Below are 24,101 nucleotides of genomic sequence, written 5' to 3'. Positions count from 1 at the left end.
AATAGTGAGGCGTCTAACTGCCTCTTGAGAGCCAGTTATCCATGCCTTCTGCTGCGGCCTTCGCAATCGCAAAACATGCGGTGAGAAGATAGCCGCCCGTCGGTGCTTCCCAGTCGATCATCTCGCCAGCAACAAACATGCTGGGCAGTTTTTTGAGCATATAATGCTCATCGATTTCGCTCCATTCTATGCCGCCCGCAGAAGATATGGCTTCCTCAATGGGGCGTGGACGAAGGAGTGGCACTTCCAGTGACTTGATAGTCTGCGCCAGTTTGGCGGGGACTTTTTCGCGCTGAAACTCAAGCACAAGTGCTGCTTTGACACCCTTAAGGCCAGCGCCCTTTCGCAATATATTACTAATACTTAGCTTCTTATCCTGAAGCGAAATATCAAGTTTCAGCCGTTCAAGCGTACGGCTCGGCGCAAGATCGAGAATGAGGTTGGCATGGCCGTCGCGTTCAAGGTCATCGCGCAAAGCAGCTGAATGTGTATAGACAAGGCTGCCTTCCACGCCGCCGCGCGTAATCACAAACTCGCCTTGTGTTGTTCCTGCCTTGCTGGTGATCGTCACCGACTTGACAGGCTCGCCTGCGAAGCGCTCGGAAAAGACGCCACTCCAGGCAACATCGAAACCGCAATTGGCCGGACGCATCGGCGTAATCCGGATGCCCTGCCCCTCGAATATTCCACTCCATGCGCCATTGGAACCCAGCTTGGGCCAGCTTGCGCCTCCGAAGGCAAACAGTGCGGCATCGCACGAAACAAGTTCAATTCCATTTGGCGTTTGCACGAGAGGCCTACCAGAATCGAAGCCTATCCATTTGTGCCGGGTCAGGATTTCAACACCTTGTGCTTCCAATCGACGTACCCACGCGCGCAGCAAAGGCGAAGCTTTCATGGCTTTGGGAAATACGCGGCCGGAGGAGCCGACAAAACTTTCTGCGCCGAGCGCATCGGCCCAGTCACGTAAATTCTCCGGTGTGAACTGTTGTAAAGCTGGCAACAGGTGATCGTTGCTCATGCCATAGCGCTGCGCGAATTGCGCAAATTCTTCGGAATGCGTGATGTTCAGACCGGATTTGCCTGCCAGCAAAAACTTGCGCCCAACGGTTGGCATCTGCTCATAAACCGTTACGGAATGTCCAAGTGCCGACAAGCGTTCGGCGGCGAATAACCCTGCAGGTCCGCCACCGAAAATCGCAATTATGCGTTCACGCATCGCTGTCCGCACCGCGCTCAAGCATCAATCTTCTTTCTCCAGCATTTCTTTAACAGCAGTTGCTAACTGTTTGAGAGAGAATGGCTTTGGCAAGAAGCCAAACTTGGCATCGGCTGGCAGATTGCGCGCAAATGCGTCTTCTGCATAACCTGAAACAAAGATGAACTTGATGTCCGGATGCGTCTTACGCAATTCGCGTAATAGCGTCGGTCCATCCATTTCAGGCATGACAACGTCGGAAACAACGATATCGACCTGTCCATTCAGTTCTTCAAGAACTTCAAGCGCTTCGACGCCTGATGCCGCTTCGTGGACTGTATAGCCACGCGACTGCAACGCGCGCACACCACCCATGCGAACCGCGTCTTCGTCCTCAACGAGCAGAACGGTCGCGGAGCCGGAAAGGTCAGTTGCCTTTTCGACCTTCTTCTCCTTGACCGCAATCGGTGCGTTATCTGCGCCCTTTTCTTCGATATGGCGCGGAAGGAAGATCTTGAAGGTTGTGCCCTTGCCGACTTCGGAATCGCAATAGATGAAGCCGCCGGTCTGCTTGATGATGCCATAGACCATAGAAAGGCCAAGACCGGTGCCTTTGCCGACTTCCTTGGTGGTGAAGAATGGTTCGAAGATTTTCTCAAGCACATCGGCAGGAATGCCAGTGCCATTGTCTGCAACTTCAAAGACGACATAATCGGCTTCAGGCAAGTCTCGATAGTTGAGCTTTGCGGCTTCTGAGGCTTTGACATTGCGCGTTCGCAAAGTGATCTCGCCACCTTCAGGCATGGCGTCACGAGCATTTACGGCCAGATTGACAGCAACCTGCTCGAACTGGCCCAGATCGGCCTTAACCGGCCAGACGTCGCGTCCATGTTCAATCTTAAGTCCAATATCCTTGCCAACGAGGCGTGCCAGAAGCATGCGCAAATCGGCCAACACATCGGTAAGGTCAAGAACTTCTGGGCGTAGCGTCTGACGGCGTGAGAATGCCAGTAGCTGACGCACGAGAGAAGCCGCACGATTTGCGTTCTGCTTGATGTTCATGATGTCCGGGAAGGACGGATCGGAAGCGCGATAATTGCTCAACAGCAAATCCGATGACATGATAATCGCGGTCAACACGTTGTTGAAGTCGTGGGCGATGCCGCCTGCCAGTTGCCCCACTGCCTGCATCTTCTGGCTTTGCGCCATCTGATTTTCGAGCGCTTTCTGCTCGGTGGTTTCCACTGCAGAAATGATGGCTGCTTCTTCGCTGGTCTCGCGCAGATCGGTGACAGCACTTAAATAGAAACGAATATGACGCTCTTCATTACCCGGAAGAACAGTATCGACCGGCGAAATGCTGGCCTGACCCGCAAAAGCTGCGGCGAGTGCTTTGTTGAAAGTCTCGCGGTCACGTTCGTGAACGACATTCTCAAGCTTCATGCGGTTGTCGATGGCATCGCGATCAACCACAGGTGCAAAAATGTCAAGGAAGCGCGCATTGGTGCGCAGCGTATGCCCTTCAGCATCTACAGCAGCAATCGCCATCGGTGCCGAATTGAAGAAGCGCGTGAACCGCACTTCGGCAGAACGCAATGCTGCCGATGAATCTTCACCCTCGGCGCGATCAAGCACGATTGTGCGACTTGTGCCACGTGTTCCGTCGCGTGCAGCTTGAACGCGATGATAGAAGCGAACAGCAAGGCTCTGGCCGTTGCGCTTGATCAGATCAAGGTCGATGACCGTATTGCGACTGGTGCCCGGCTCCGCCTTGACGGCCTTGATGAGCGCCATCCCGCTACCCGCAACAATATCATTGAGTGTGAGAGAACCCGGGGTGAATTGGGTGAGGTCGACGCCAAGCCATTCGGCGAGCGTCGCATTGAGATAGATGATGCGACCCGACGGATCAGCCGAGAAAAATCCGGCAGGTGCATGATCAAGATGGTTGATCGCTTCCTGAAGTTCCTGAAAGAAGCGTTCCTGTTCGGCGCGTTCATCGGAAATATCCGCAATCTGCCAAGCAACCAACTGTCCCTTGAAGTCTGGCCCGCCATCAACCGGACGAGCCTTGATACGATACCAGACGGGGGCGGCAGAGCCGTGACCATCACGTGAAAGACCGCCCGATATGCGTACTTCTTCCTGTCCCGACAGGCCGTCACGGACCGCATTTGTCAGGCGATAGATGGCGTCAGAAGCAGCCGGTTCATTCGTCAGAATATTGTCGAGTGAGCGCACGCCGTCGGCAGTCGCAACGCCGGTCATGCCGGCATAGGAATTATTGGCGTAAACGATCTGGCCACGGGAATCCGAAATTACCGTTCCTTCGGGCAGCGTATCCATGAAGGTATGGGCCAGGTCCTGCCCGCCATGGCGCTGGCTGAACTGGATCAGACCTGTGGCAGCACCGAAAAGATAGAACACGCCGATCATGGACAGGATGCCCATCAGGACGATAGCAAAACCGTCACCTAGCTTGTCTCGAAACAGGAAATAGACAAGGGCTGCAACTGTCAGCACTATGCCGATGATCAGGAGCCTCAGTGCTGAGCTTGAGCCACGCTTCGGCATGACGAGCGGTTTCGGATAATTATTGTCCGTCTGTCGCGACATCAGGCCCACTGCCCTTTCATGCTGTTTGGCTGAACTGCATGGACGACAAATCGTCCGTTTGCTGTTACTTCCAGCTCAAGCGCTATCTTATTCATCAAGCAAAACCAATCACGTTCCCTGCATCGTTTTCCAGATTCATGTCTTGTGCCAGATTTTGTCGCATATTGCAGGGTATATACGATTCGCAGAATGCGTTAATTGCCCGGCAGCACAAGCTTGCCGACCTCAAAACAGCATCAACTAAGCTGTTTTGCACTGTTTTGGCTGGGGATCATATGTTTCTCACAAATTGATGGAACATTCCCAAGCAGGGTAAATTGAACTAGTGTTCTATAGGACATGTGTTGTCACGTTGATTTGAAGCGCGGGGATTTGTGGTTTCCGTCAACCGGACATTATTCGTTTTAGTATGAGAGGGTTACCCGCATGAAGGAATGGCTCAGCGGTCTTGTTGGAGAAAGCGCGGCAAATATTGTCGGCTTCATCCTTATTTTTGCGATCATTTTAGGCGGAATTTTTGTTGTTCTGAGTATTATTCGTCGCTTCAGCGGTGGAACTTTTGCCACGAACGGTCGAACTGGACGCCAGCCAAGACTTTCAGTTATGGACGCAGCAGCAGTCGATAGCCGCCGCAAGCTGGTTCTGATCCGCCGTGACGACGTTGAACATCTGTTGCTGATCGGCGGCCCTACTGACGTTGTCGTTGAACAGAATATTGTCATGGAATCACGCGCGAATTCGCGTTCACAAAGCGTTCGTATCGAAGCAGAACATATCGAGCGTTTCCGGCAGCATGAGGCGAGCATTACGTCCGAGGTGACAGACCGCCCGGCTCTCACGCAACACACGACGCAGTCGGTGGAAAAAGGTGAAGCCATTCAGCTGAATTCCCCGATTGAAACACCGGTTCAGCGCAAACCTGAACCAGTACGGGAAACGCCAGCTCAGCAGGTGAGCCCTGAAACGCCGCAGTTTCGCGCTCCTCCACGCCCACCTGTCACGCCAGTTGCCCCTCAGGCACCAAAAACGGTTGAGGCACCTGCCTTTCAGGCGCGTACTCAGCCGCCACGCCCAGCTCTCAACTATCCGCCGCAGCCGCGCACTGTGCTTCCTGCTGAACGTCCGGCGGAACAGCCCCAGTCACCACGCCTGCATCCTGCCTACCCTCTCAGCCAGGTTTCTCGCGGAGTTCTGAGTTCAACCTCAGGCCTGGGTGCCAGTGCCGCTGCAGCAGCTGCAGCAACAGTTGCAGTGTCCGATCTTGGTAGTGTTACGCCAGAACGTGAAGTGACGACGAGTGCAAAAGCACCTGCACCTGAAATCGGTGACATCTTGCAAAGCCCAGCGGTAACGACGTCATCGGCACCAGATTTCACGCCACCTGCCCTCAAGGCAGAGCAAGTTTCAGCTCCGTCAAATCCAGAGCCAGAAACTATAGATGATGATCTTGGTGATCTTGGTGGTGCTTTCCACGATGCCATCATGGCTGATCTTGAAACAGAAAGCCCGGCAGGCTCTACCAGTAACGAACCTGAAATGCTGGAAGTTGATATTTTTGAAGAAGAGCTTCTGGGCTCACTCGATATCTCTCCAAATGGCGGGAAGCCGGATGACAGTATCGAGGATGAAATGGAAAAGCTTCTCGGTGAGCTTACCAAGAACGAGACCCGCAACTTTTAGGTAATTCTCATTGCGTGAAAGCGACGGTCACAGCGATTCCAGTTAATACCGGTTCCCACTTTTGCTGGAAGTGCTTTTAAATCAAGGGTATCAGTCAAACAGGCTGATACCCTTTCTTTTCGCGTGATCAAAACATAAAGAAAAAAGGCTGCGGGAGCCGCAGCCTTTAAAGAATGTTCTAATCGACCTACCGCATAATTCCTTAAACCTTTAACAGTTTAAGGTAAAATTACGCAGCAAATTTAATCTGTTAGAGCTTCATTTGTGTGTCCAAATGGACGCATGGCGCTCTAATTAAGATCAATCGTCGCGATAGACCTTTTCGCGGCGCTCATGGCGCTCTTGTGCTTCAATAGAAAGCGTTGCGATTGGTCGTGCATCAAGTCGTTTCAAACTGATTGGATCGCCGGTTTCTTCACAGAAACCATAGGTTCCTTCGTCAATACGGCTTAAAGCTGCATCGATTTTGGAAATCAGTTTGCGCTGCCTGTCACGAGCGCGAAGTTCAATTGCCCGGTCCGTTTCGGAGGATGCCCTATCCGCCAGGTCCGGGTGATTTGCATTTTCCTGCTGCAGCGCTTCGAGCGTTTCGCGCGCTTCGCGCAGAATATCATTCCTCCATGCAACAAGTTTTGCACGAAAGTAAGACTTCTGCCGTTCATTCATGAACGGCTCGTCTTCAGTGGGCCTATAGTCAAGGTCGATCAATTCACTCATTCTGAATCACCCCACATCTAGGAGACGCGAGCGGTTATATAAGTCCATAGCAACAAGGACACAACATCAAACACACGCGTCTCGCTACTTTTTAATTCATCAAAATTGTATGATTTTGATGAAAAAATAAGCAATTTAATTTCAAAATGTAATTTATTCGGTTTTGTTTTTATAAAAGACTTCAAACTATTAGGTAGTCACCTGCTTAAGAAACATAATTACAAATGAAGAACAATCGATCCTGCTGATTATGCCCAATTATGCATCAAAACTATCTGTGAATATTCACACGCCACACCAGAAAGTTGCCCGAAACTGCATGTAGTCGGAGCAAACTTGCAGAAAATGTGGCATGAATTGAGCTGCAAGCGCATCAAAATGCAGTCAGGAGCCCTCAATGAGTCGCCTTTTCCTCCTCCGCCATGCCAAAGCAATATGGGCAAAGCCTGCAATGAAAGACTTTGACAGGCCTCTGGATGAAGAAGGTATTTCCTCATTAAACGAGTTGGCCGAAGCCATGAAGGCGTCAAAGCTATTCCCTGAAAAGGTTTTACTTTCGGCTTCCTGTCGCACGCGCGAAACTGCGTTTGGTTTGATTGAACGGCTCGGAATAGATGCAGAAATGATCATCGATGAGACGATCTATAGCGGCGGAGCTGGTGAATATATGCAGGCAATAAAGAAAAATGCAGATTCAGACCATTTGATGCTGGTCGGGCACAATCCAAGTATGGAAGATCTTGCATTGGCGCTTTGCGGCGATGGTGAACCCTCAAGTCTTTCAAGGCTTGAAGCTGGCTTCCCAACCGCAGCCCTCGCTACAATTACCTTTGATGGACCATTGTCGGATATTGTGCGCGGAAAGGGCTTTCTGGAAAGTTTTCCTCTGCCCTGTTGAGGACTATCGATTGAATCCGATGCTTCCTTGTTGATATACCTCAGGAGTTCCTATGTATGGCAGTGACAAGATGTAATTTTCACGAGGGAACAATTGGCAAAACTGACCAGTTTCGGCGATGAAGCAAGGATCGCACTCGACACGCTGACAGATCGGGCAACGGGTTTGATGTCTCCTTCGCTGAGGCTGGGTGTCACTGGTCTTTCCCGCGCTGGTAAGACGGTTTTCATAACCGCACTGGTGCACAATATGGTGCATGGCGGCCGCCTGCCCTTGTTTGAGGCATATAAGTCAGGCCGCATTTCACGTTCCATGCTCGAACCGCAGCCGGACGATGCAGTTCCGCGTTTTCAGTATGAAGAACACCTTTCAGCTTTGCTCGACGAACGTATCTGGCCGGATTCGACGCGTGCTATCTCGCAACTTCGTCTTACGATTGAATATGAAACCGCATCCGCATGGGGCCGCTGGTTTTCGCCGGGGCGACTGTCGGTTGATATTGTCGACTATCCCGGTGAGTGGTTGCTCGACCTTCCCTTGCTGGGAAAGACCTATAGCGAGTTCAGCGCGGATTCATTTGCTCTGGCCAATGAGCCAACGCATATCGATCTCGCACAGATGTGGTTGCGCGACGCGCAAACCGTTTCGCCGTCCGACAATGCAGACGAATTGACTGCTCAGCGACTGGCCAGAAGCTTCACGGCTTATCTGCGTGCTGGCAAAGCTGATGAGCGCGCTCTGTCTACACTGCCGCCGGGACGTTTTCTGATGCCCGGTGATCTTGAAGGTTCGCCAGCCCTTACTTTTGCGCCCTTACCCGAGCTGAAGCCTGAAGATTTCAAAGCAGGCAGTTTGGCTGCAATGATGGAACGTCGTTACGAGGCCTACAAAACGCATGTGATCAAGCCATTCTTTCGCGAACATATTGCCCGGCTCGATCGCCAGATCATTCTCATTGATGCCATGCAGGCCATGAATGCAGGCGGGGCTGTGGTGGCCGATCTTGAGCGCGCACTGACTGATATTCTATCTTGCTTCCGTCCCGGACGTGCCAATCTGCTGACCGGCCTTATCCAGCGCCGTATTGGCCGTATTCTGGTTGCAGCCACCAAGGCTGATCACCTTCACCACGAGAGCCATGACAGGTTGCAGGCGATTGTTCGCCGTCTTGTCGAGCGGGCAATAGAACGCGCTGATTTCTCAGGCGCCGATATTGACGTGCTGGCGATGGCTGCTGTGCGTGCCACGCGTGAGGCGACGGTAAAGGAAGGCAAGGACACACTGCCTGTCATTATCGGAACACCGCTCAAAGGCGAACGAATTGATGCGGACGTATTCGATGGTGAAACAGAAACTGCTATATTTCCCGGTGATTTACCAAAGAATCCTAATGTAATATTCGAACCGTCAGTTTCGAGCGACGAACCAGCTATTCGCTTCGTGCGTTTTCGGCCTCCACGGCTTGAACGAACTGCCGAAGGTCTAACGCTTTCATTGCCACATATCAGGCTTGATCGCGCACTCCAGTTTCTCATCGGGGATCGTCTGGCATGAGCGAGCAGCCTCCACGCAAACCCGCAGCCTTTACCGTCAAAAAGCCAACTGAGACGGTTTCAATTTCCGAAGCGATGCAAGAAGCACCGCGTCGTCCGCGTGCCGTCACGGATCTGGACAAAGTCGTTCCAGAGATCGATGTCTTTGCCTTGAGCGATGAAGAAGCCGCTGAACTGGAAGTTTTGGACCCGTCATTTGAAGCGCCGCCTCGACGACGCTGGTCTTTGAGCAAGATCTTGTTGGGTGCTCTGGGTATATTGGTTTCATTTGCCATTGGCATTTGGACCGAAGACCTTATTCAGGCGCTTTTCATGCGCGCTGACTGGCTTGGCTGGACGGCGCTAGGCGTCGCAATGATCGCGCTTGCTTCTTTCGTTGCAATTATCGTGCGTGAATTATTGGCTTTAAGGCGACTGGCATCAGTGCAACATCTGCGCAAGGATGCCGCAGATGCGGCGGAGCGTGATGATATGGCCGCAGCCCGTAAAGCTGTTGACGCGCTGCGCACAATTGCGGCAGGCCTGCCTGAAACTGCGCGTGGACGACAGATGCTTGACGGTCTGACCGATGAAATCATTGATGGCCGCAATCTCATCCGCCTTGCTGAGACAGAAATACTGCGCCCTCTAGACCGAGAAGCACGCGCACTAATCCTCAATGCATCAAAACGCGTTTCAATCGTCACCGCGATCAGTCCACGCGCGCTCGTCGATATTGGCTATGTGATTTTTGAATCCGCCCGACTGATCCGGCGGCTGTCACAGCTTTACGGTGGACGTCCGGGTACCTTGGGGTTTCTCAAACTTGCACGTCGGGTCGTGGCGCATCTGGCCGTGACTGGGACCCTCGCGATGGGTGATAGCGTCATTCAGCAGCTCATCGGTCACGGATTGGCATCGCGCCTTTCTGCGAAACTCGGTGAAGGTGTCGTCAATGGATTGATGACTGCCCGTATCGGTATCGCAGCGATGGATGTCGTGCGGCCCTTTCCGTTCAATTCGGAAAAACGCCCCGGTGTTGGGGACTTTATCGGCGACATTGCGCGCATAACCGGCGACAAAGGCGTGAAGCCGAAAAATAGGGATTAATGCTCTTCCCGAAAAAGATGAAGCTGTATTCGGACTAGGCGCACTTTTACACAATTCAATGTCACACATTCCCGGAAATCTCGTTGACTTTAACAGTCGTGACAACGAAGCATTAACCATTCGCAACGAATATAAGATAGATGTATCGGGTGCTCGAATCTGTGATCCTTGCGCCGTAGAAATGCACTGATGCCCGATTGTGGGACATTCGGTTGCGGAGTGTTTACAGATAAATTATTGGAATGGTGCCTTAGGGTCGAGATTCCGGGACAGAGCTGAATATGAAAAACTACATCGCTGCATGCCTCACGCTACTGCCCGCATCGTTTTTTGCTGCGCCAGCTCTGGCCGCAGATAAGGATGAACAGTTTTTCCAGACGATTGAGGGCCAATGGTCCGGTCCGGGTGAAATTGTCGCCGGAAAATACAAGGGCACCAAGTTTGTATGCTCGCTGGCAGGCACAACGCCTAACGACGCAGTCGGTATGACGTTGGATGGCTCCTGCCGGGTGGGTGTTTTCTCTCAGCCTATGAAGGCGACGGTCACGCGCGTTGGCACCAGCTATTCCGGGAAGTTTAATGACGGCGCAGAAGGCAAGGGCCTGAATGTAACGTCAGGTTCCGTGACGGGAAACAAAGTGGTTCTTGGCTTAAACCGCAAGGAACTGAATGGTGCAATGCTCGCGCGCGTTGCCGACAAAAACACCATGAACGTCACGGTTTCGGTTCGCGTTGACAAGGAATTGGTTCCAGTGATCGGGATGAGCCTCAAGCGCATCGATAACATCGCTGTTGGCAGTATTGCCAAAAACTAACCGGCCCCGGTTAGTCTATGTATTCAAGCCACCAGCCCGCATCAGTGCGGGCTTTTTCTATTTCAGAGCAGGCGCACGCCAATTCCCACTCAGAAACGCTTTTGCCTGCAATCTTAAGCGTTGGCGCAATATCGTTAAGCGGTACGAGCACGAATGCACGTTCCTGAATGCGCGGATGCGGTAACTCAAGCGCCGGTTCATTCATGATGACCGCCTCACCTGACTTTTCCATAGCAAGAATATCAATGTCGATAATGCGTGGTCCCCAACGCTCTAACCGTACCCGTTTAAGCGAACGTTCAACGTCGAGACATGTCTCAATAAGCTTTAATGGTTCAAGTGCGGTTTCGATCTCTGCGCAGGCATTGTGAAACCAGGCTTGATCGGTCTTACCCCATGGCGGCGTGCGATAGACATTTGAAACAGCGACGACCTTCGTGTCTGCACGAGCTTCAAGCAGTTTCAACGCCTTGGCCATGGAAGCGACTGGATCATCGATGTTACCGCCTAGTCCAATCCAAGCGCGATAGGGCCAAGCGTGATAGATAACGGCATTACTCATCAGCGCGGATAAACCACTGTTACTTCCACATGGTCCAGAACGCCCGGAACCGGGGCATTCGGCTTGCGAACAGTGATTTCAGCGCGCTTGATCTGAGGAAAACGCGCGACCAGTGCCTTACCGACATCAAGTGCAAGCGTTTCGATGAGATAACGCTGACGACCGGTGATGATGTCTTGAATGACAGTAAAAGCGATCCCGTAATGGACTGTGCCTTCAATATCGTCATTGTCCAGCGAGGCGCCGGGATCGACGTCCAGTATCGCATCGACATAGAAACGCTGGCCGAGTTTATGTTCCTCGTCAAAGACGCCGTGGTGCGCGAAGAACGCGCAATTCATGATACGGATGGTGTACACGGCCATGTTTCCTATTTTGAATTTGCTTTGCTTTGCAGGATAGCATCGGCAACTGCAAGTGCGTCCCTATTAAAAGCGACATTGTGAACACGGAAGATGTCGGCTCCCGCCAAACGCATTGCAACTGACGTTGCAGCAGTTCCAACGTCGCGCATCATGGGATCGGCCTGTTCAGTAATTGCACCGATGAAGCGCTTGCGCGAGGTGCCGACAAGCAAAGGATAGCCGAACCGTTGCAATTCCTCCATGCGTGCCATCAGCGCAATGTCTTCGTCCTTGTCTTTGCCGAAACCAAAACCCGGATCAAGAACGATACGAGAGGCTTCAATGCCTGCCCTGCCCGCGATCTCGAGCGATACATCTAAAAATGCAAATTGATCGGCAATTACGTCAGGATCGGTGTTTCTATCGCGACTGGTGTGCATGATGACCAGTCCCGCGCCTGTCTCTTTCGCAATTTCTGCAATTTCAGGTTCACGTTGCAGCCCCCACACGTCATTGACGATATGCGCGCCCGCTTCCACTGCACGTCGTGCGGTTGAGGCGCGATAAGTATCAATTGAAACGATGCAGCCTAAACGCTGGGTAATCGCTTGAATAACCGGCACAACGCGCGCTGCCTCAGTTTCAGCATCAACTGCAGCGCTGCCCGGCCGTGTCGATTCACCACCAACATCGATAATCGTTGCCCCATCTGCAAGCATTGTTTCGGCAACCGCTAAGGCTTTATCGAGATCGTTATGGCGACCGCCATCGGAAAAGGAATCCGGTGTAACGTTGAGAATACCCATAATGACAGATTTTGCGCCCAATTGGAGGTTACGACCATGGGCAAGTTGCCATTGTTTCATCATTGACGGATATTCCAATTGTCTTTTTTAGAACTTAGAGCGGTTCGAGTTAAAATTGAATCGTTGGAACCGCTCTAACTGTTTATTTTTAAGCATTTCCATTCCATACGCAAAACCGGTTCCCGCTTTTGCTGGAAATGCTTTAATGCAGCCAAACAGGCATTATGTCATTTTGTGAGGGGCGTTATAGTTCTCTTGACGATTGCATGCCATGTTGCTCATCAATGAATTTACGAGTTTCTTTCTGGTTTTATGAAGAGGTGCCGGAACATGTCTTTGAAAAAACGGGTTCTGGCTCTGGGGTTAGCGCTTGCTGTTGTTGCCCCGCATGCTGAAGCCGCATCCATTTTCCGAACGTTCAGCTATTACAATGTCAACGGAAAGACTGCCGAGGATCTCGACAAGGCATTGTCACGCAGCGGCCCGTTTCTCAAGAAAACTGGTCAGCATCATCCAGGTGCAGCTGAAATCCGCTTCGACGCCAAGGTGCGTTATGGTCGGGCTTCCGGTGATCGCGCGTGCAAAGTTCAGGGCGTTTATGTGAATGTCCATGCAAAGGTCATGTTGCCACGCTGGAAGCAACGCCGAAAAGCCTCTCCTGAGCTCGCACTGATCTGGGATACGTTGTATCAGGATATCCGACGCCACGAAGAAAGCCATATCGTGATTGCCCGTAGTCACGCCAGTGATATGGAACGTCAGATACGCTCATTGCGTAGTCGTACAGATTGCGCAACCTTGCGTGCGGACATTGATAAAGTGACGGAACGCCTGATGGCGGCGCATGATAAGGCGCAAGAACGGTTCGACCGCGTCGAAACGATCAATTTTGAACGTCGCTTTGAACGCCTGCTGACCTATAAACTCGAAAAAATGGTCCAGTAGAATCTGAAGCTTATCTGGCTTGCTGCAATTCGCGCCTGATGGCCTGGGTCATCAGGGCAGCCTCGTGAAAACCGGAAAGTATGAGTTTCAGCTTTCCCGGATAATGACAAACGTCTCCAATAGCGTAAATTTTCCGTTGCGATGTGCGAAACGTCTCGGAACTGACGACGATTGCGTTTCCAAACCGCTCAACAGAAGCCATAGCGCCAGTCGCAGCCAATGGATCGCGGCGCACGATCTGACCAGCAGATGTCAAAGCGCCGAGCCCTGAAGCGATTACCAGGGCTTTGGCACTGAAGGTGACGCCAGTGGCGGTCGTAAGCTGAACGCCCTGCTCACCAGCGGTGATGTCTGAGATCAGCTGACTAAATTCAAAGTCAGGATGATAGGGCTCGATCTGCTTAAGCAGACGATCAACCAACTCGCCACTCATAATTTCAGGGAAAGCCGGAATATCAAAGATGGGCTTGTCAGCATAAAGTGCTGTGCACTGACCACCCGCCCGGCTCATGGAATCAAACAGCCGACATTTGAAACCGAACAACCCGAGCTGGAAGACAGAGAAAAGGGCGACAGGTCCGGCGCCGATGATTGCGATGTCAGACTGACGTTCGGCTACCATCGACGCTCCTTACATGTCATCACTCTACTTTAAAATATTAATTCTGACGTTCCGGAACTTGAACGACGAGGCCGTCAATCTCATCCGTCACGCGGATCTGGCAAGAAAGGCGCGAGTTAGGCTGCGGTTCATAAGCGAAATCCAGCATGTCCTCTTCCATCGCATCCGGACCGCCGACGATCTCAGTCCAGTCTTCATCGACATAGACATGGCAAGTCGCGCAGGCGCACGCGCCGCCGCATTCAGCATCAATGCCAGGAATGCCGTTGCGAATTGCAGCTTCCATTACGCTCGATCCGTTGTCAGCTTCAACTTCGGTGCGCGAAGCGCCATCAGCGGATACGAATACAATTTTTGTCATTTTAAGTTCCTGCACACGCCTTCCCGGCGCGATTGATATCTTGAAGAGGCAAATACGGCCTTATGCGCGCAGTTTCAACCACCGGAGCATATTCGGCAGATAACTGCGCCAATATGCCATTGTTTCCCAGCAAGTTTTGATCCGTAAATATAAGTATTTGCTGATGTACCCTTGTGGTGCGGGCTCAATAAGCATTAGTGTGGCTCGTGGAACAGTGCGTTTGAACGCTATGCAGATTTCTCGTCTTATGAATCAAACCATCGGTAGAATAATAATAACAGCTCTCCTTTAGCGCGTATTTTTCTTAACGATTTAGCGGAGATGAGTTAAGGTGCTTTCTCGCATCGGTTTGATTTCCACAGAATGATCGTTAATGTCAAAACACCGGAAATCCGGCATTTTTTGCAAGTCTTCTCTTTTTTGTTAACCTTGTATTTAAAGTTTTAGACATCAGGCGCGGGTGCCTATTTCCTTAACAAGCCCGAGCCGATACGATGAAAAATGGCGGAATAAGTTTTGTAACGGCTCTATAATGATCCGGCCGTCGCAGTAATGAGTACGAGGTAGGCAAGGCTATGGCTTCTAAATCCAAGGCGCAAAAGCTCGACCATGAGGTCGAACAGGCACTTGAACAGGCACTCGATATCGATTTCGGTGACGATTTCGACATTGATATGGACCTGAGTGCGATTGGCGAAGAATTTTCAGTCGATGACCTGGAAGAGCAGATTTCGCGTGCGGCCGAAGAATTGGTTGCAGAGCAGAACACGAAAGTGGTCGATGCTGCGAAAGTCTCTCCCGTAGACATTACGACAGAAGGAACGGCAAAGGCCGAAACGATTGCTACCGTTTCCGTCATTGCAAGCCCTGCTGCACCGCCCGTGCCTCCAGTTGTCAATGCTGCATTCCCATCCGCCTCGCCTGAAGCTGCTAACGTTGCGCCGAAGCCAGCCAACAAAGCCAAGCCAGCAGTTCAGGAAGCCGCGCCAAAGCCTGTAACGCCATCTCCAGCGGTCGTAGCCGCCACGCCTGCGGCTGCCCTCACGCCTGCCAATGATGATTCCCGCAACGGCAGAGCTGTTGCCGCCGCACCGCGCCGTGTAACCGAACGTTCTTCCAAGCTCTATTGGACAACGACGGCCATGAGCGTGCTCTGGGCCGCAGGTGGCGTTGCGATTAGCAAGGCAATCAGCCCTGATGTCTTCTCCAGCTTTCAGGCAACCAAAGATTTCTTCACATCCCCCGCCGGTATTGGCGTAACTGCTGGCACAGTATTGCCTATCGTTATGTTCTGGGGATTTGCACATCTGGTCCGCCGTGCGCAGGAGATGCATGTCGCAGCGCGCAGCATGTCGGAAGCAGCTCTTAAGCTTCTGCAGCCAGAAGCCGCTGCTGGTGATCGTGTATCCACACTGAGCCAGGCTGTTCGCCGTGAAGTTGCTGCGATGAACGAAGGGATCGAGCGCACACTCGCACGCGCTGTTGAACTTGAGACGCTTGTTCAGTCCGAGGTTAATCAGCTTGAACGTGCATACAGCGACAACGAAGTCCGTATCCGTTCGCTCGTCAGCGATCTTGGCAATGAGCGCGAAGCCGTAGTCAGCCATGCTGAGCGCGTTCGTTCTTCGATCACAGGTGCTCATGAGCAGCTGAAAGAAGAATTGTCGAGTGCAGCCAATATCATACGCGACAATGTTGTCTCGGCCTCTGAGCAGCTTAGCTCGCTTCTCGGTGATTCTGGTGAACGTCTCATCGGCAGCATCAATGAAAGCGGTGGCGCAATTGCTGAGGCGATTGAAAAGCGTACCGGTGATATTGCGACACGCATCACCACTTCAGGTGAAGCTTTTGCAAACGAACTCGACACCCGTATCGCAACGCTCGATCAGCAGTCACGTGACATTTCGGAACGTGTAAGCTCTGCTCTCGATGAGCGTACCGCTGGCATTGCTACCCTGCTCGGCGGTGCTACCCAGTCGATGGTCAGCGAATTCGATGCACGTCTGACGCAGCTCGACACGACGCTCAATGAGCGTGGCCGTTCGCTGCTGACCGAGTTCGAAACACGCGCTCATGCGCTCGACAGCAGCACCGAAAAGCTGAATGCAGCTCTCGAAACCCGTTCGCGCCAGATCAATGAAAACCTCATTGCTCGCACCCGTGAGATTGCAGAAACCTTCTCCGGTGGCCGTACTGCCTTCAGCACCATGATCGATGAAACGAAGACCAAGATCAGCGATGATCTGACTTCGATCAGCGAAAGCGTGGGCAATATTCTCAATGAGAAGGCTTCGTCCTTCGCAGGCAAGCTCGCTGAAAGCCGCGATATTCTGGCTTCTTCGCTTGAAGGTGAAACAGAGCGCGTTTCCGCGGTCATCCGTGGTCATGCCGATACGCTCTCTGCACGCACAACCGACATCGAAAACGCAATCAACAACAGCTCTTCGGCTCTCAATTCTGCCGCCGAACAGCATGCAGCAATCCTTGCTGACAGAACCAGCATTCTGCAGGAAGAGATGGCTAACAACGCCTCGCGCCTTGATGCCACCTTTGCTGATCACGCCCGCTCGCTGGACGAACGCGCTGCTTCCTTGCACAGCGTCATTGCTGGAAATCAAGCAATGCTTGCTCAGCTGATGGATGAACGTACGACCGCACTACGCGATAACTTCAACGAAAATCGCGAAGTTCTGGCGCGTACATTCGATGAGCGCGTGAACACTTTGACCGCGCTTATCGCTGATAATCAGCAGGAACTGGCACGCGTCTTCGACGAACGTTCGCAGGCAATCAGCGACACGATCGGCGCAAGCCGTGATGCATTCGAAGCGACATTCACTGATCACGTTCAACGTGTCGAGGAACGTACAAGCGGCCTCCGTTCAGTTCTGAACGATCATAACAACGCCCTAGCCCACATTCTTGATGGACATGAGCAGACTATTGAAGGTCGTACAGCTGCAATCCGTGAAACACTGACTGACAGCACCGCTTCGCTCAGCCAAACACTTCAGGATCACGGCGATATTCTTTCGCAGCGTACTGCAAACCTGCACAATGCGATTGAAAACAGCAGTGATGTAATCACCCGCGCATTCGAAGGCCAGACTGGCATTATCGAAGAACGCACCCAGACAATGGAAAAGGCGCTCACCATCGGCGTCGATAATGTTCGACGCGCACTTGAACAGAGTGCGGGTGTCGTTGCTGGCTCGCTGCGTGAGAAAATCACTGAAGCTGCAAGCATTCTGTCCGCAGAAGCGGCCAAGGCCGGTGAATCGCTCGACGGTTTTGGTCAGAGCTTCAGCGCCGATCTCACCACCAACCTCGCAGCTACTGAGGAACGCCTTGGTGAGCGTGCAAATGCAATTGCATCGCGTCTGGCACAGATTGAAAGCAGCATTGCTGACACAGCAAGCAAGACGAGCGAAACCCTCGCAGGTCATAGCGAAGCATTTGCTGCAAGCGTCGCCGACAATCTGGCCGGAACAGAAGCCCGCCTGAACGAACGTGCAAGCGCAATTGCTGGTGGACTTGAAGCAATCGAAAGCCGCCTCACCGGCGAACTGTCGGCAATCGAAGCCCGCATTGCCTACACTGCGACCAAGACTGGCGAAACACTGGCTGGTCATAGCGAGGCATTCTCGGCAAGCGTTGTTGATAATCTCGCTGGTACGGAAGCGCGTCTTGCAGAACGTGCGAGCGCGATTGCTGGTGGCCTTGAAGCTATCGAAAACCGCCTCACCGGTGAATTGTCGGCAATTGAAGCTCGTATCGCTGATACTGCGACCAAAACCAGTGAAACGCTGGCCGGTCACAGCGAAGCCTTCTCGTCGAGCGTTACCGAGAACCTGTCCGGCACAGAAGCACGTCTTGCTGAACGTGCAGATGCCATTGCAACCCGCCTTGGTGACATTGGTTCGCGTATCACGATGGAACTTGGTTCCGTTGAAGCACGCATCGCTCAGGTAACAGACACCACGGCTGTAACGCTTGAAGAGCGCACGCGTGAACTCAATGCAGTTCTTGCGGCCCGCTCGCAGGAAATCACGCAGATCCTCAACGATACTGCCGAACCTCTCGTGCAGCGTCTGGCAGATAGTGGTCGCGGACTGGCAGAACAGCTGGAAGAAGCAACTCACGCAGCCACTGATCGTCTGCGTGCTGAAAATGCCGCGCTCGTTAACGCATTGGCCAACCGTACGGCAGAAACCATTGCAGCGGTTCAGCAGGCAAAGACCGGCCTTTCGGAAAATGTCAGCGAATTGATCGACCGTCTCGCCGCTTCAAACGGCGAACTTGGCAAGCTTATCGATGCTGCCGCTCGCAACCTGACGAATATCGATGGTCGCCTTGTCGAAACAACAAGCAGCTTCGTTGAAAACGCCAACCGTGCAGCGCAGATGTTCCAGGCTTCGACTGGTCTCATCGACAACAATATCGGCACCCTGCGTGCACTGTCCGACGGCACGCTGTCGCAGATCGCAGACATTGCTGAGCGCTTTGAAGAGCACGGTAAGGTTCTCTCCACTGCTTCGGACATGATCAACTCGGCACAGAATGGCCTCGCAGGCACACTTGAAGATCGTCATCTGGCGCTCGACAAGCTTGCCTCCGGCCTGGTTGAAAAGTCAGAAGGCATCGAGAAGTTGATGCAGTCGTTTGAAACCGTGGTTGCTTCGGCATTCCAGCGCGCTGAAGGCCAGACACGTTCTTCGGCTGAGAAGATGCGCGAGAGCGTTGCTGAAATCGTTGAACAGGCATCGCAAAGATTCTCTGCTGCGACTGACGACATTCGTCGCACTGCAACGGAAATCCGCAGCGAACTCGACACGACCCGTGGAGAACTCAAGCGCGGCGTTCTTGATATGCCAGCTGAAGCCAAAGAAACGACGAGCGCAATGCGCAAGGCCGTTGGTGAGCAGATCAATGCTCTTAAGGAGCTTGCTGAGATCGTCAACAAGTCGGGTCGTCTGGTCGATGTCGGTGAAAGTCGTGCAGATCGTCCAGTTTCGCGTCCGGTCCAGACGCAGCGTGCAGCGCCTACCCCGGTTCAGGCGCCGGCTGCGGCTCCGCGCCCCCAAACTCCGGCACAGGCCGAAGTTGCTGTTCGTGCCCGCCCGGCTGAAGCTCCAAAAGCTACTCAGCCTACTCAATCGGCTGAAAAGCCACGCGGTTGGGTTTCAGATCTTCTGGCACGCGCATCACGCGAAGACGAAGTTGCGGCACCTTCACAGGCACAGCCGACCCAAGCTCCACGTTCGCCAAGCCACGTGGTTGAATCGCTCAACTCGCTCTCGGTGGATATTGCTCGCGCAATCGACCATGAAGCATCGGTTGAACTTTGGGATCGCTATCGCCGCGGTGAACGCAATGTCTTCACGCGTCGCCTCTACACGCTGAAGGGTCAGCAGACCTTTGATGATATCAAGCGTAAGTATCAGACCGATGGTGAATTCCGCCGTGCAGTGGACCGTTACATGGATGACTTCCAGCGCCTGCTCGAAGACGTCGCCCGCAACGATCGCGACAACATGGTGACCCAGACTTATCTGACGTCGGATACCGGCAAGGTCTACACCATGCTCGCTCACGCAAGCGGACGCCTGCGATAGAGCATTTCCAGCAAAAGTGCGTAGCGGTTTTGTGTAGGATAATGCGAAAAAACAAATGCTTAGAGCGTTTCTTCTTATTCAATCAAAGTAGGAAGCGCTCTAAGCGCAGTCAGATGAACAAAAAGACGCGGCTTTCGGGCCGCGTTTTTTGTTGTTTGCTGTTCTGAGCGCTTCGATGTTTTGATGAGATGGACGGTAGTTGATCCGCCTGCAAGCTGCATAACAACGCATTTCATATTGAAGCGACATAGCGCATTTTTGGCTGGCGAACAGATCAGCCCAATAATCGCTTAGCGGGAACGCGGTTACAAAGGAGCTTAATAAAAAAAAGCAGTCCGGAGTGGGCCGGACTGCCTTGAAAAACCAAAAAAATTGAAGCGTAGAGCAGCCCCAGTTGAGATTAAATCGTTGGAACCGCTGCAACTATTTGTTTTTACGCATTTCCGAACGCAAACCGCTACGCACTTTTGCTGGAAATGCTTTACAGCGAGGATATCGTCCAGCTCACAATGTCACTTGCGGTGCGTTCGAACGCTGCATCAAGGGCTTTTACGTAGCCGCTATTGGTTGTGCCTGAAACAGGAACAGCCGAACGGAAGACGCGTGTTGCGCGGACTTCACCATTCTTGTCGTTCATAAGCTTGACGGCGATTTCAACAACCGCTGCCCTTTGCGCGCCATAGGCTTGAATGCTGAACACACGCAAGTCGGTCAGGATCTGGTAATTGATAGCCAGACCATCGCCAGGCCGTCCTACGCCGCCAAAGACGCCCGTATTTTCATAAGCCTGAACAAGGCGCGACTGAACGAGATTCGGCAGCCTGTCGCCCCATTGTGCGCCTTTGAGATACTCAATCGCACCGGGTGCTGTGTTGACGACGATATTCTCGCTATCCAGTGCTTTCAGCGCGCTCGGTGCAGGAACCAGAAGCTGAAGGCTCTTGCGGCTCGCGGATGCAGATTGCGTCTGTTGTGGCGCAGTCAGGCTGAAAGTATCGAGCGGCGTTGTCGTTCCGCATCCTGCCAACAAGGTTGCAAGCAGAAAGGGCGCAGTAATATTCCGGATCGAATTGCGGGGAAATTTGGTCACGACAGAACCTGTAATGGACATTAATGACGCGTCCTTCCGTTATACTGCGGAACACTACCTGGGCCACCAAACAGCAAACGCTGGGGATTGCGTTCGAGGTCTGTTACAGCCTGTTCTACACGCTGCACGGCACGGCGGCTATCACCAATCAGCGCTTGAACATCGCTCAGACCCTGTCCCGAAAAACGCTCAAGGTTGCTGGCGATTGGCGTAATGCGCTTATCCAAATTACTCGACAGCTGGCGAATGGATTCAAGTGTAGCCTTAGCCTGCGCGACCACACCGTCTTTATCATCACTTGAGAGCAACTGGTCGGCTTTTGCAATAACGCTTTCAACACGCGAGGAAGCTGCATTCAAGCGCGACATCATCTCTTGTGCATCGGCAACGATCTTATTGATGTTGGCCGCGTTCGAACCAAGTTCGTCAATCACATCAGCATTTTTCGCAAGCGCATCTGTAAAGGTCTTGGTGTTGTGGATCGTATCGATCAGTGGTCCGCGCGCATCCTTTGCAAATCCTTCCAGCTCGCCAAGCACGGAATTCGCACGCGCGAAAATATCCTGAGCGGTTGCGAGGAGGTTGTTCACTGCTGACGGATCGGCATCAATACGTGCAACCGTATCTTCTTTGGCTGCTTCTGTAAGCAGGTTCGGTTCTTCCAGACTACCGCCGTTAAGTTCGATGTAAGCCTGACCAGTCAGTCCCTGAAAGCCAAGTGTCGCTTTGGTTGAGCGCGTAATAGGAGTAGTCGCATTCACGCGGGTTTGCACGATAACCATGCTCGGATTGGATTCGTCGAGATGTAGTCGGCGTACGTCACCGACTTTGATGCCGTTGAAAAGGACCTGACTACCAATGCTTAAGCCTGTGACGGATCCAGGAATACGCACATCGAGGATGACGGAATCCCGCGCTTCACCGAAACGGGCGATCCAGTACACGAAACCGAAAGCCAGCAGGCTGACGATCAGCGTGAAAACTCCTACCAGTACGTAATTGGCCTTCGTTTCCATATCTTATCCAGTCTGCAAGCGGCTGCCGGGCCGCCGTCTGCTCGGCGCGGATGTGTCGATCTGACGTGCGCGCTTGCCTCGAAAATAGGATTTTACCCATGGATCGTCTACAGTCAGCATGTCTTCAATGGAACCACTAACCAAAACTTTTTTGTTACCCAGGACAGCGATGCGATCACAGATCGCAAAAAGACTGTCGAGGTCGTGCGTCACCATGTAAACGGTGAGCCCCATCGTATCGCGCAGATTGGCGATCAGTTCATCGAAGTCTGCAGCGCCAATTGGATCGAGGCCAGATGTCGGCTCATCAAGGAAAACGATATCTGGATCGAGTGCCAGCGAACGAGCCAGTGCAGCGCGTTTGATCATGCCACCAGAAAGCTCAGACGGGAACTTCTCTGCTGTATCCGGCTTCAGTCCCACCAGATCGATTTTCAGACGCGCCAACTCGTCCATGAGCTTTGGTGACAGGTCCAGATATTCGCGCATTGGAACCTGAATGTTCTCAAGCACGTTGAGGGCAGAAAACAGCGCACCATGCTGAAACAGCACGCCCATGCGCATATCAATTGCCATTTTCTCAACGTCAGTCATCTTGTCGATATTGTTGCCCAATATCTCAATCTGGCCTGACTGCTTTTTGTTAAGGCCGAGAATGGTCCGCATCAGCACAGACTTACCTGCACCGGACGGGCCGATGAAGCCAAGGACTTCACCCTTATAAATATCGAGGGACAGATTATCGAGCACAGGAGCGCGACCGCCAAAACCAACGGTAACGTCACGCACCGAAATGATCGGCAAAGGCTGATCGTTGGTCTCGGCATGCTGCGATTGCGGCTGATTATCGATACTCGTCTCCATCAATATTCTTTATCCGAGCTTACCATGCGACTAAACTGCAAGAAGCAGTTTCGCTTCAGTTTTATTCCAGACTGTGTCCGAAAGACCCCATCAAAATGCAGAAATAGGGGGTTAGAAGTCAATTGCCGCATAGAACATGGCAAACATTCCGTCGACGACAATCACAACGAAGATCGACTTCACCACAGAAGCCGTTACCCGGCGCCCCAGTGATTCTGCGCTACCGCCAACTTTCATACCTTCAACTGAAGCAAGAATGCCGATGATCATCGCCATAAACGGCGCTTTAATAAGGCCCGCAAAATAAGTGTTGAGTGCGACTGCATCATGCAAGCGGCTGATAAATGCTTCCGGCGAGATGTTTGAGTAGAAATAAGTAACAGCTGCAGCGCCAATCAATGCCGACAAATCGGCAATGATAGTAAGAAGCGGCAGAATCACAACTAGAGCGACAAGCCGTGGGAAAACAAGCACGCCAACTGGATTAAGTCCGATAACGGTGAGCGCGTCAGTTTCCTCGCGCATCTTCATTGAGCCAATTTCAGCGGTGATAGCACTGCCCGATCGACCGGCGATCATGATAGCCGTCAAAAGAACGCCGAGTTCGCGCAGAACCAGAATGCCGACCAGATCGACGACAAAGATTTCAGCCCCGAAGTAGCGAAGCTGGAAAGCGCCCTGCTGCGCAATAATGGCACCCACAATCGTTGACATGAGGACGATGATCGGGATTGCGCCCACCCCCATCCGGTCCATCTGCTTGACGATGGCTGGAATTGGAATGCCTGTTCCGCGCCCCGCTTTCAACTGCGCGCCACGAATGGTTGCGCCCAGAATATGCATCGCCATCAGGAAATCTTCATAGACTGAAACGACGCCACGACCGAGAGAATCCAGCATCGAGACGATGAAGAACGGCTTCTTCGTATGCGTCACATCCAAAGTGCGAACGACCGAATTGCCAACCTCTTCCATAAGAGGAAGCCAGGCCTGTTTTACACCTTCGAGACGAACATCTATCTCTTGAGACAATAGTCTCTGGCGTAGCCGCTCAATCAGCCATGCGCCGGCAGTATCAAGCCCCGCTACATCCGTTGCATCGATTATAACAGCTTGTGAACCACCGACTTTTTCAAGCTCGCGCATCTTCTTATCGACAATGCTGACGCTTTGCGAAATCCAGCGTCCACTCAAACTGATAAGACGTGCGCCATCATGCTCGGCCAAATCAATCTTTGGCGCAACATTAGCGGCAGCATTTGCTTTGTCGGCAGCGTCGGTCAACATGGCCTAACCTCTTATACGAGTCG

18 protein-coding genes and 3 pseudogenes are annotated in these 24,101 nt (G+C 52.5%); 9 read left to right on the top strand and 12 right to left on the bottom strand.

Annotation, left to right across the window (positions count from 1 at the left end):
* Positions 1-13: 13 nt before the first annotated feature.
* Together CES85_RS14795 and cckA are read right to left on the bottom strand one after the other, a co-directional pair.
* Positions 14-1,219: a TIGR03862 family flavoprotein gene (locus CES85_RS14795; RefSeq protein ID WP_095446656.1), complete on the bottom strand. Its 1,206-nt coding sequence runs from the start codon at positions 1,217-1,219 to the stop codon at positions 14-16.
* A gap of 24 nt (positions 1,220-1,243) precedes the next feature.
* Positions 1,244-3,814: a cell cycle histidine kinase CckA gene (gene cckA, locus CES85_RS14790; protein ID WP_095446655.1), complete on the bottom strand. Its 2,571-nt coding sequence runs from the start codon at positions 3,812-3,814 to the stop codon at positions 1,244-1,246.
* Between the two features lie 426 nt (positions 3,815-4,240).
* On the opposite strand from cckA, the gene CES85_RS14785 reads away from it, so the two are divergent.
* Positions 4,241-5,494 carry a flagellar biosynthetic protein FliO gene (locus CES85_RS14785; RefSeq protein ID WP_095446654.1) on the top strand — a complete coding sequence of 418 codons (1,254 nt, stop codon included), beginning with the start codon at positions 4,241-4,243 and terminating at the stop codon, positions 5,492-5,494.
* A gap of 300 nt (positions 5,495-5,794) precedes the next feature.
* On the opposite strand, the gene dksA is transcribed toward CES85_RS14785, so the two are convergent.
* Positions 5,795-6,211, bottom strand: coding sequence for an RNA polymerase-binding protein DksA (gene dksA, locus CES85_RS14780; RefSeq protein ID WP_024898699.1), 417 nt, complete (start codon positions 6,209-6,211; stop codon positions 5,795-5,797).
* Positions 6,212-6,608: 397 nt separating this feature from the next.
* On the opposite strand from dksA, the gene CES85_RS14775 reads away from it, so the two are divergent.
* The 4 genes from CES85_RS14775 (at position 6,609) to CES85_RS14760 (ending at position 10,566) form a co-directional block, all read left to right on the top strand.
* Positions 6,609-7,109 carry a SixA phosphatase family protein gene (locus CES85_RS14775; RefSeq protein WP_095446653.1) on the top strand — a complete coding sequence of 167 codons (501 nt, stop codon included), beginning with the start codon at positions 6,609-6,611 and terminating at the stop codon, positions 7,107-7,109.
* A gap of 93 nt (positions 7,110-7,202) precedes the next feature.
* A complete protein-coding gene (locus CES85_RS14770) occupies positions 7,203-8,663 on the top strand; it encodes a YcjX family GTP-binding protein (RefSeq protein WP_095446652.1) in 1,461 nt (486 codons plus the stop codon).
* Complete coding sequence (locus CES85_RS14765; RefSeq protein ID WP_095446651.1) at positions 8,660-9,751, top strand: YcjF family protein; 1,092 nt, start codon at positions 8,660-8,662, stop codon at positions 9,749-9,751. Before CES85_RS14770 ends, CES85_RS14765 begins: the two co-directional genes overlap by 4 nt.
* A gap of 281 nt (positions 9,752-10,032) precedes the next feature.
* Complete coding sequence (locus CES85_RS14760; RefSeq protein ID WP_095446650.1) at positions 10,033-10,566, top strand: hypothetical protein; 534 nt, start codon at positions 10,033-10,035, stop codon at positions 10,564-10,566.
* A gap of 10 nt (positions 10,567-10,576) precedes the next feature.
* On the opposite strand, the gene folK is transcribed toward CES85_RS14760, so the two are convergent.
* From folK to folP, 3 genes are read right to left on the bottom strand one after another with little or no spacing between them, the layout of a single operon-like run.
* A complete protein-coding gene (gene folK / locus CES85_RS14755; protein WP_095446649.1) occupies positions 10,577-11,128 on the bottom strand; it encodes a 2-amino-4-hydroxy-6-hydroxymethyldihydropteridine diphosphokinase in 552 nt (183 codons plus the stop codon).
* Positions 11,128-11,487, bottom strand: a complete 360-nt coding sequence (gene folB / locus CES85_RS14750) for a dihydroneopterin aldolase (protein WP_095447903.1) — start codon at positions 11,485-11,487, stop codon at positions 11,128-11,130. Before folB ends, folK begins: the two co-directional genes overlap by 1 nt.
* A gap of 11 nt (positions 11,488-11,498) precedes the next feature.
* A complete protein-coding gene (folP, locus tag CES85_RS14745) occupies positions 11,499-12,341 on the bottom strand; it encodes a dihydropteroate synthase (RefSeq protein WP_095446648.1) in 843 nt (280 codons plus the stop codon).
* Positions 12,342-12,608: 267 nt separating this feature from the next.
* On the opposite strand from folP, the gene CES85_RS14740 reads away from it, so the two are divergent.
* Positions 12,609-13,223 (top strand): DUF922 domain-containing Zn-dependent protease, encoded by a 615-nt coding sequence (locus tag CES85_RS14740; RefSeq protein WP_095446647.1) that lies wholly within the window; start codon positions 12,609-12,611, stop codon positions 13,221-13,223.
* Between the two features lie 10 nt (positions 13,224-13,233).
* On the opposite strand, the gene CES85_RS14735 is transcribed toward CES85_RS14740, so the two are convergent.
* Both CES85_RS14735 and CES85_RS14730 read right to left on the bottom strand, forming a co-directional pair.
* The gene (locus tag CES85_RS14735) at positions 13,234-13,845 is read right to left on the bottom strand and encodes an NAD(P)/FAD-dependent oxidoreductase (RefSeq protein ID WP_095446646.1); all 612 of its coding nucleotides are present in this window, start codon (positions 13,843-13,845) and stop codon (positions 13,234-13,236) included.
* 37 nt (positions 13,846-13,882) lie between these two features.
* Complete coding sequence (locus tag CES85_RS14730; protein ID WP_024898709.1) at positions 13,883-14,206, bottom strand: 2Fe-2S iron-sulfur cluster-binding protein; 324 nt, start codon at positions 14,204-14,206, stop codon at positions 13,883-13,885.
* A 531-nt stretch (positions 14,207-14,737) separates the two neighbouring features.
* Here CES85_RS14730 and CES85_RS28315 point away from each other — a divergent pair.
* The 3 pseudogenes from CES85_RS28315 to CES85_RS28305 form a co-directional block, all read left to right on the top strand.
* Positions 14,738-14,980: pseudogene (locus CES85_RS28315) on the top strand (hypothetical protein); the annotation flags it as partial.
* 62 nt (positions 14,981-15,042) lie between these two features.
* Positions 15,043-18,054 (top strand): annotated as a pseudogene (locus tag CES85_RS28310) (apolipoprotein A-IV repeat region-like domain-containing protein); the annotation flags it as partial.
* Positions 18,055-18,063: 9 nt separating this feature from the next.
* Positions 18,064-19,821: pseudogene (locus CES85_RS28305) on the top strand (apolipoprotein A-IV repeat region-like domain-containing protein); the annotation flags it as partial.
* A 481-nt stretch (positions 19,822-20,302) separates the two neighbouring features.
* On the opposite strand, the gene CES85_RS14720 reads toward CES85_RS28305, so the two are convergent.
* The 4 genes from CES85_RS14720 to CES85_RS14705 all read right to left on the bottom strand — a co-directional run bounded on the left by CES85_RS14720 (position 20,303) and on the right by CES85_RS14705 (position 24,078).
* Positions 20,303-20,932 (bottom strand): ABC-type transport auxiliary lipoprotein family protein, encoded by a 630-nt coding sequence (locus CES85_RS14720; protein WP_095446644.1) that lies wholly within the window; start codon positions 20,930-20,932, stop codon positions 20,303-20,305.
* A complete protein-coding gene (locus CES85_RS14715; protein ID WP_095446643.1) occupies positions 20,932-21,927 on the bottom strand; it encodes an MlaD family protein in 996 nt (331 codons plus the stop codon). The genes CES85_RS14720 and CES85_RS14715 overlap by 1 nt, the downstream gene beginning before the upstream one ends.
* Before the next feature lie 3 nt (positions 21,928-21,930).
* Positions 21,931-22,791: an ABC transporter ATP-binding protein gene (locus CES85_RS14710; protein WP_167388299.1), complete on the bottom strand. Its 861-nt coding sequence runs from the start codon at positions 22,789-22,791 to the stop codon at positions 21,931-21,933.
* 111 nt (positions 22,792-22,902) lie between these two features.
* Entirely contained in the window at positions 22,903-24,078 is a 1,176-nt protein-coding gene (locus CES85_RS14705) for an ABC transporter permease (protein ID WP_095446642.1), read from the bottom strand.
* Between the last annotated feature and the right edge of the window lie 23 nt (positions 24,079-24,101).

It is taken from the genome of Ochrobactrum quorumnocens (genome assembly GCF_002278035.1).
Taxonomy (GTDB): Bacteria; Pseudomonadota; Alphaproteobacteria; order Rhizobiales; family Rhizobiaceae; genus Brucella; species Brucella quorumnocens.
The sequence above is the reverse complement of the archived record's forward strand: the minus strand, read 5'-3'. Positions and strand labels throughout refer to the sequence as shown.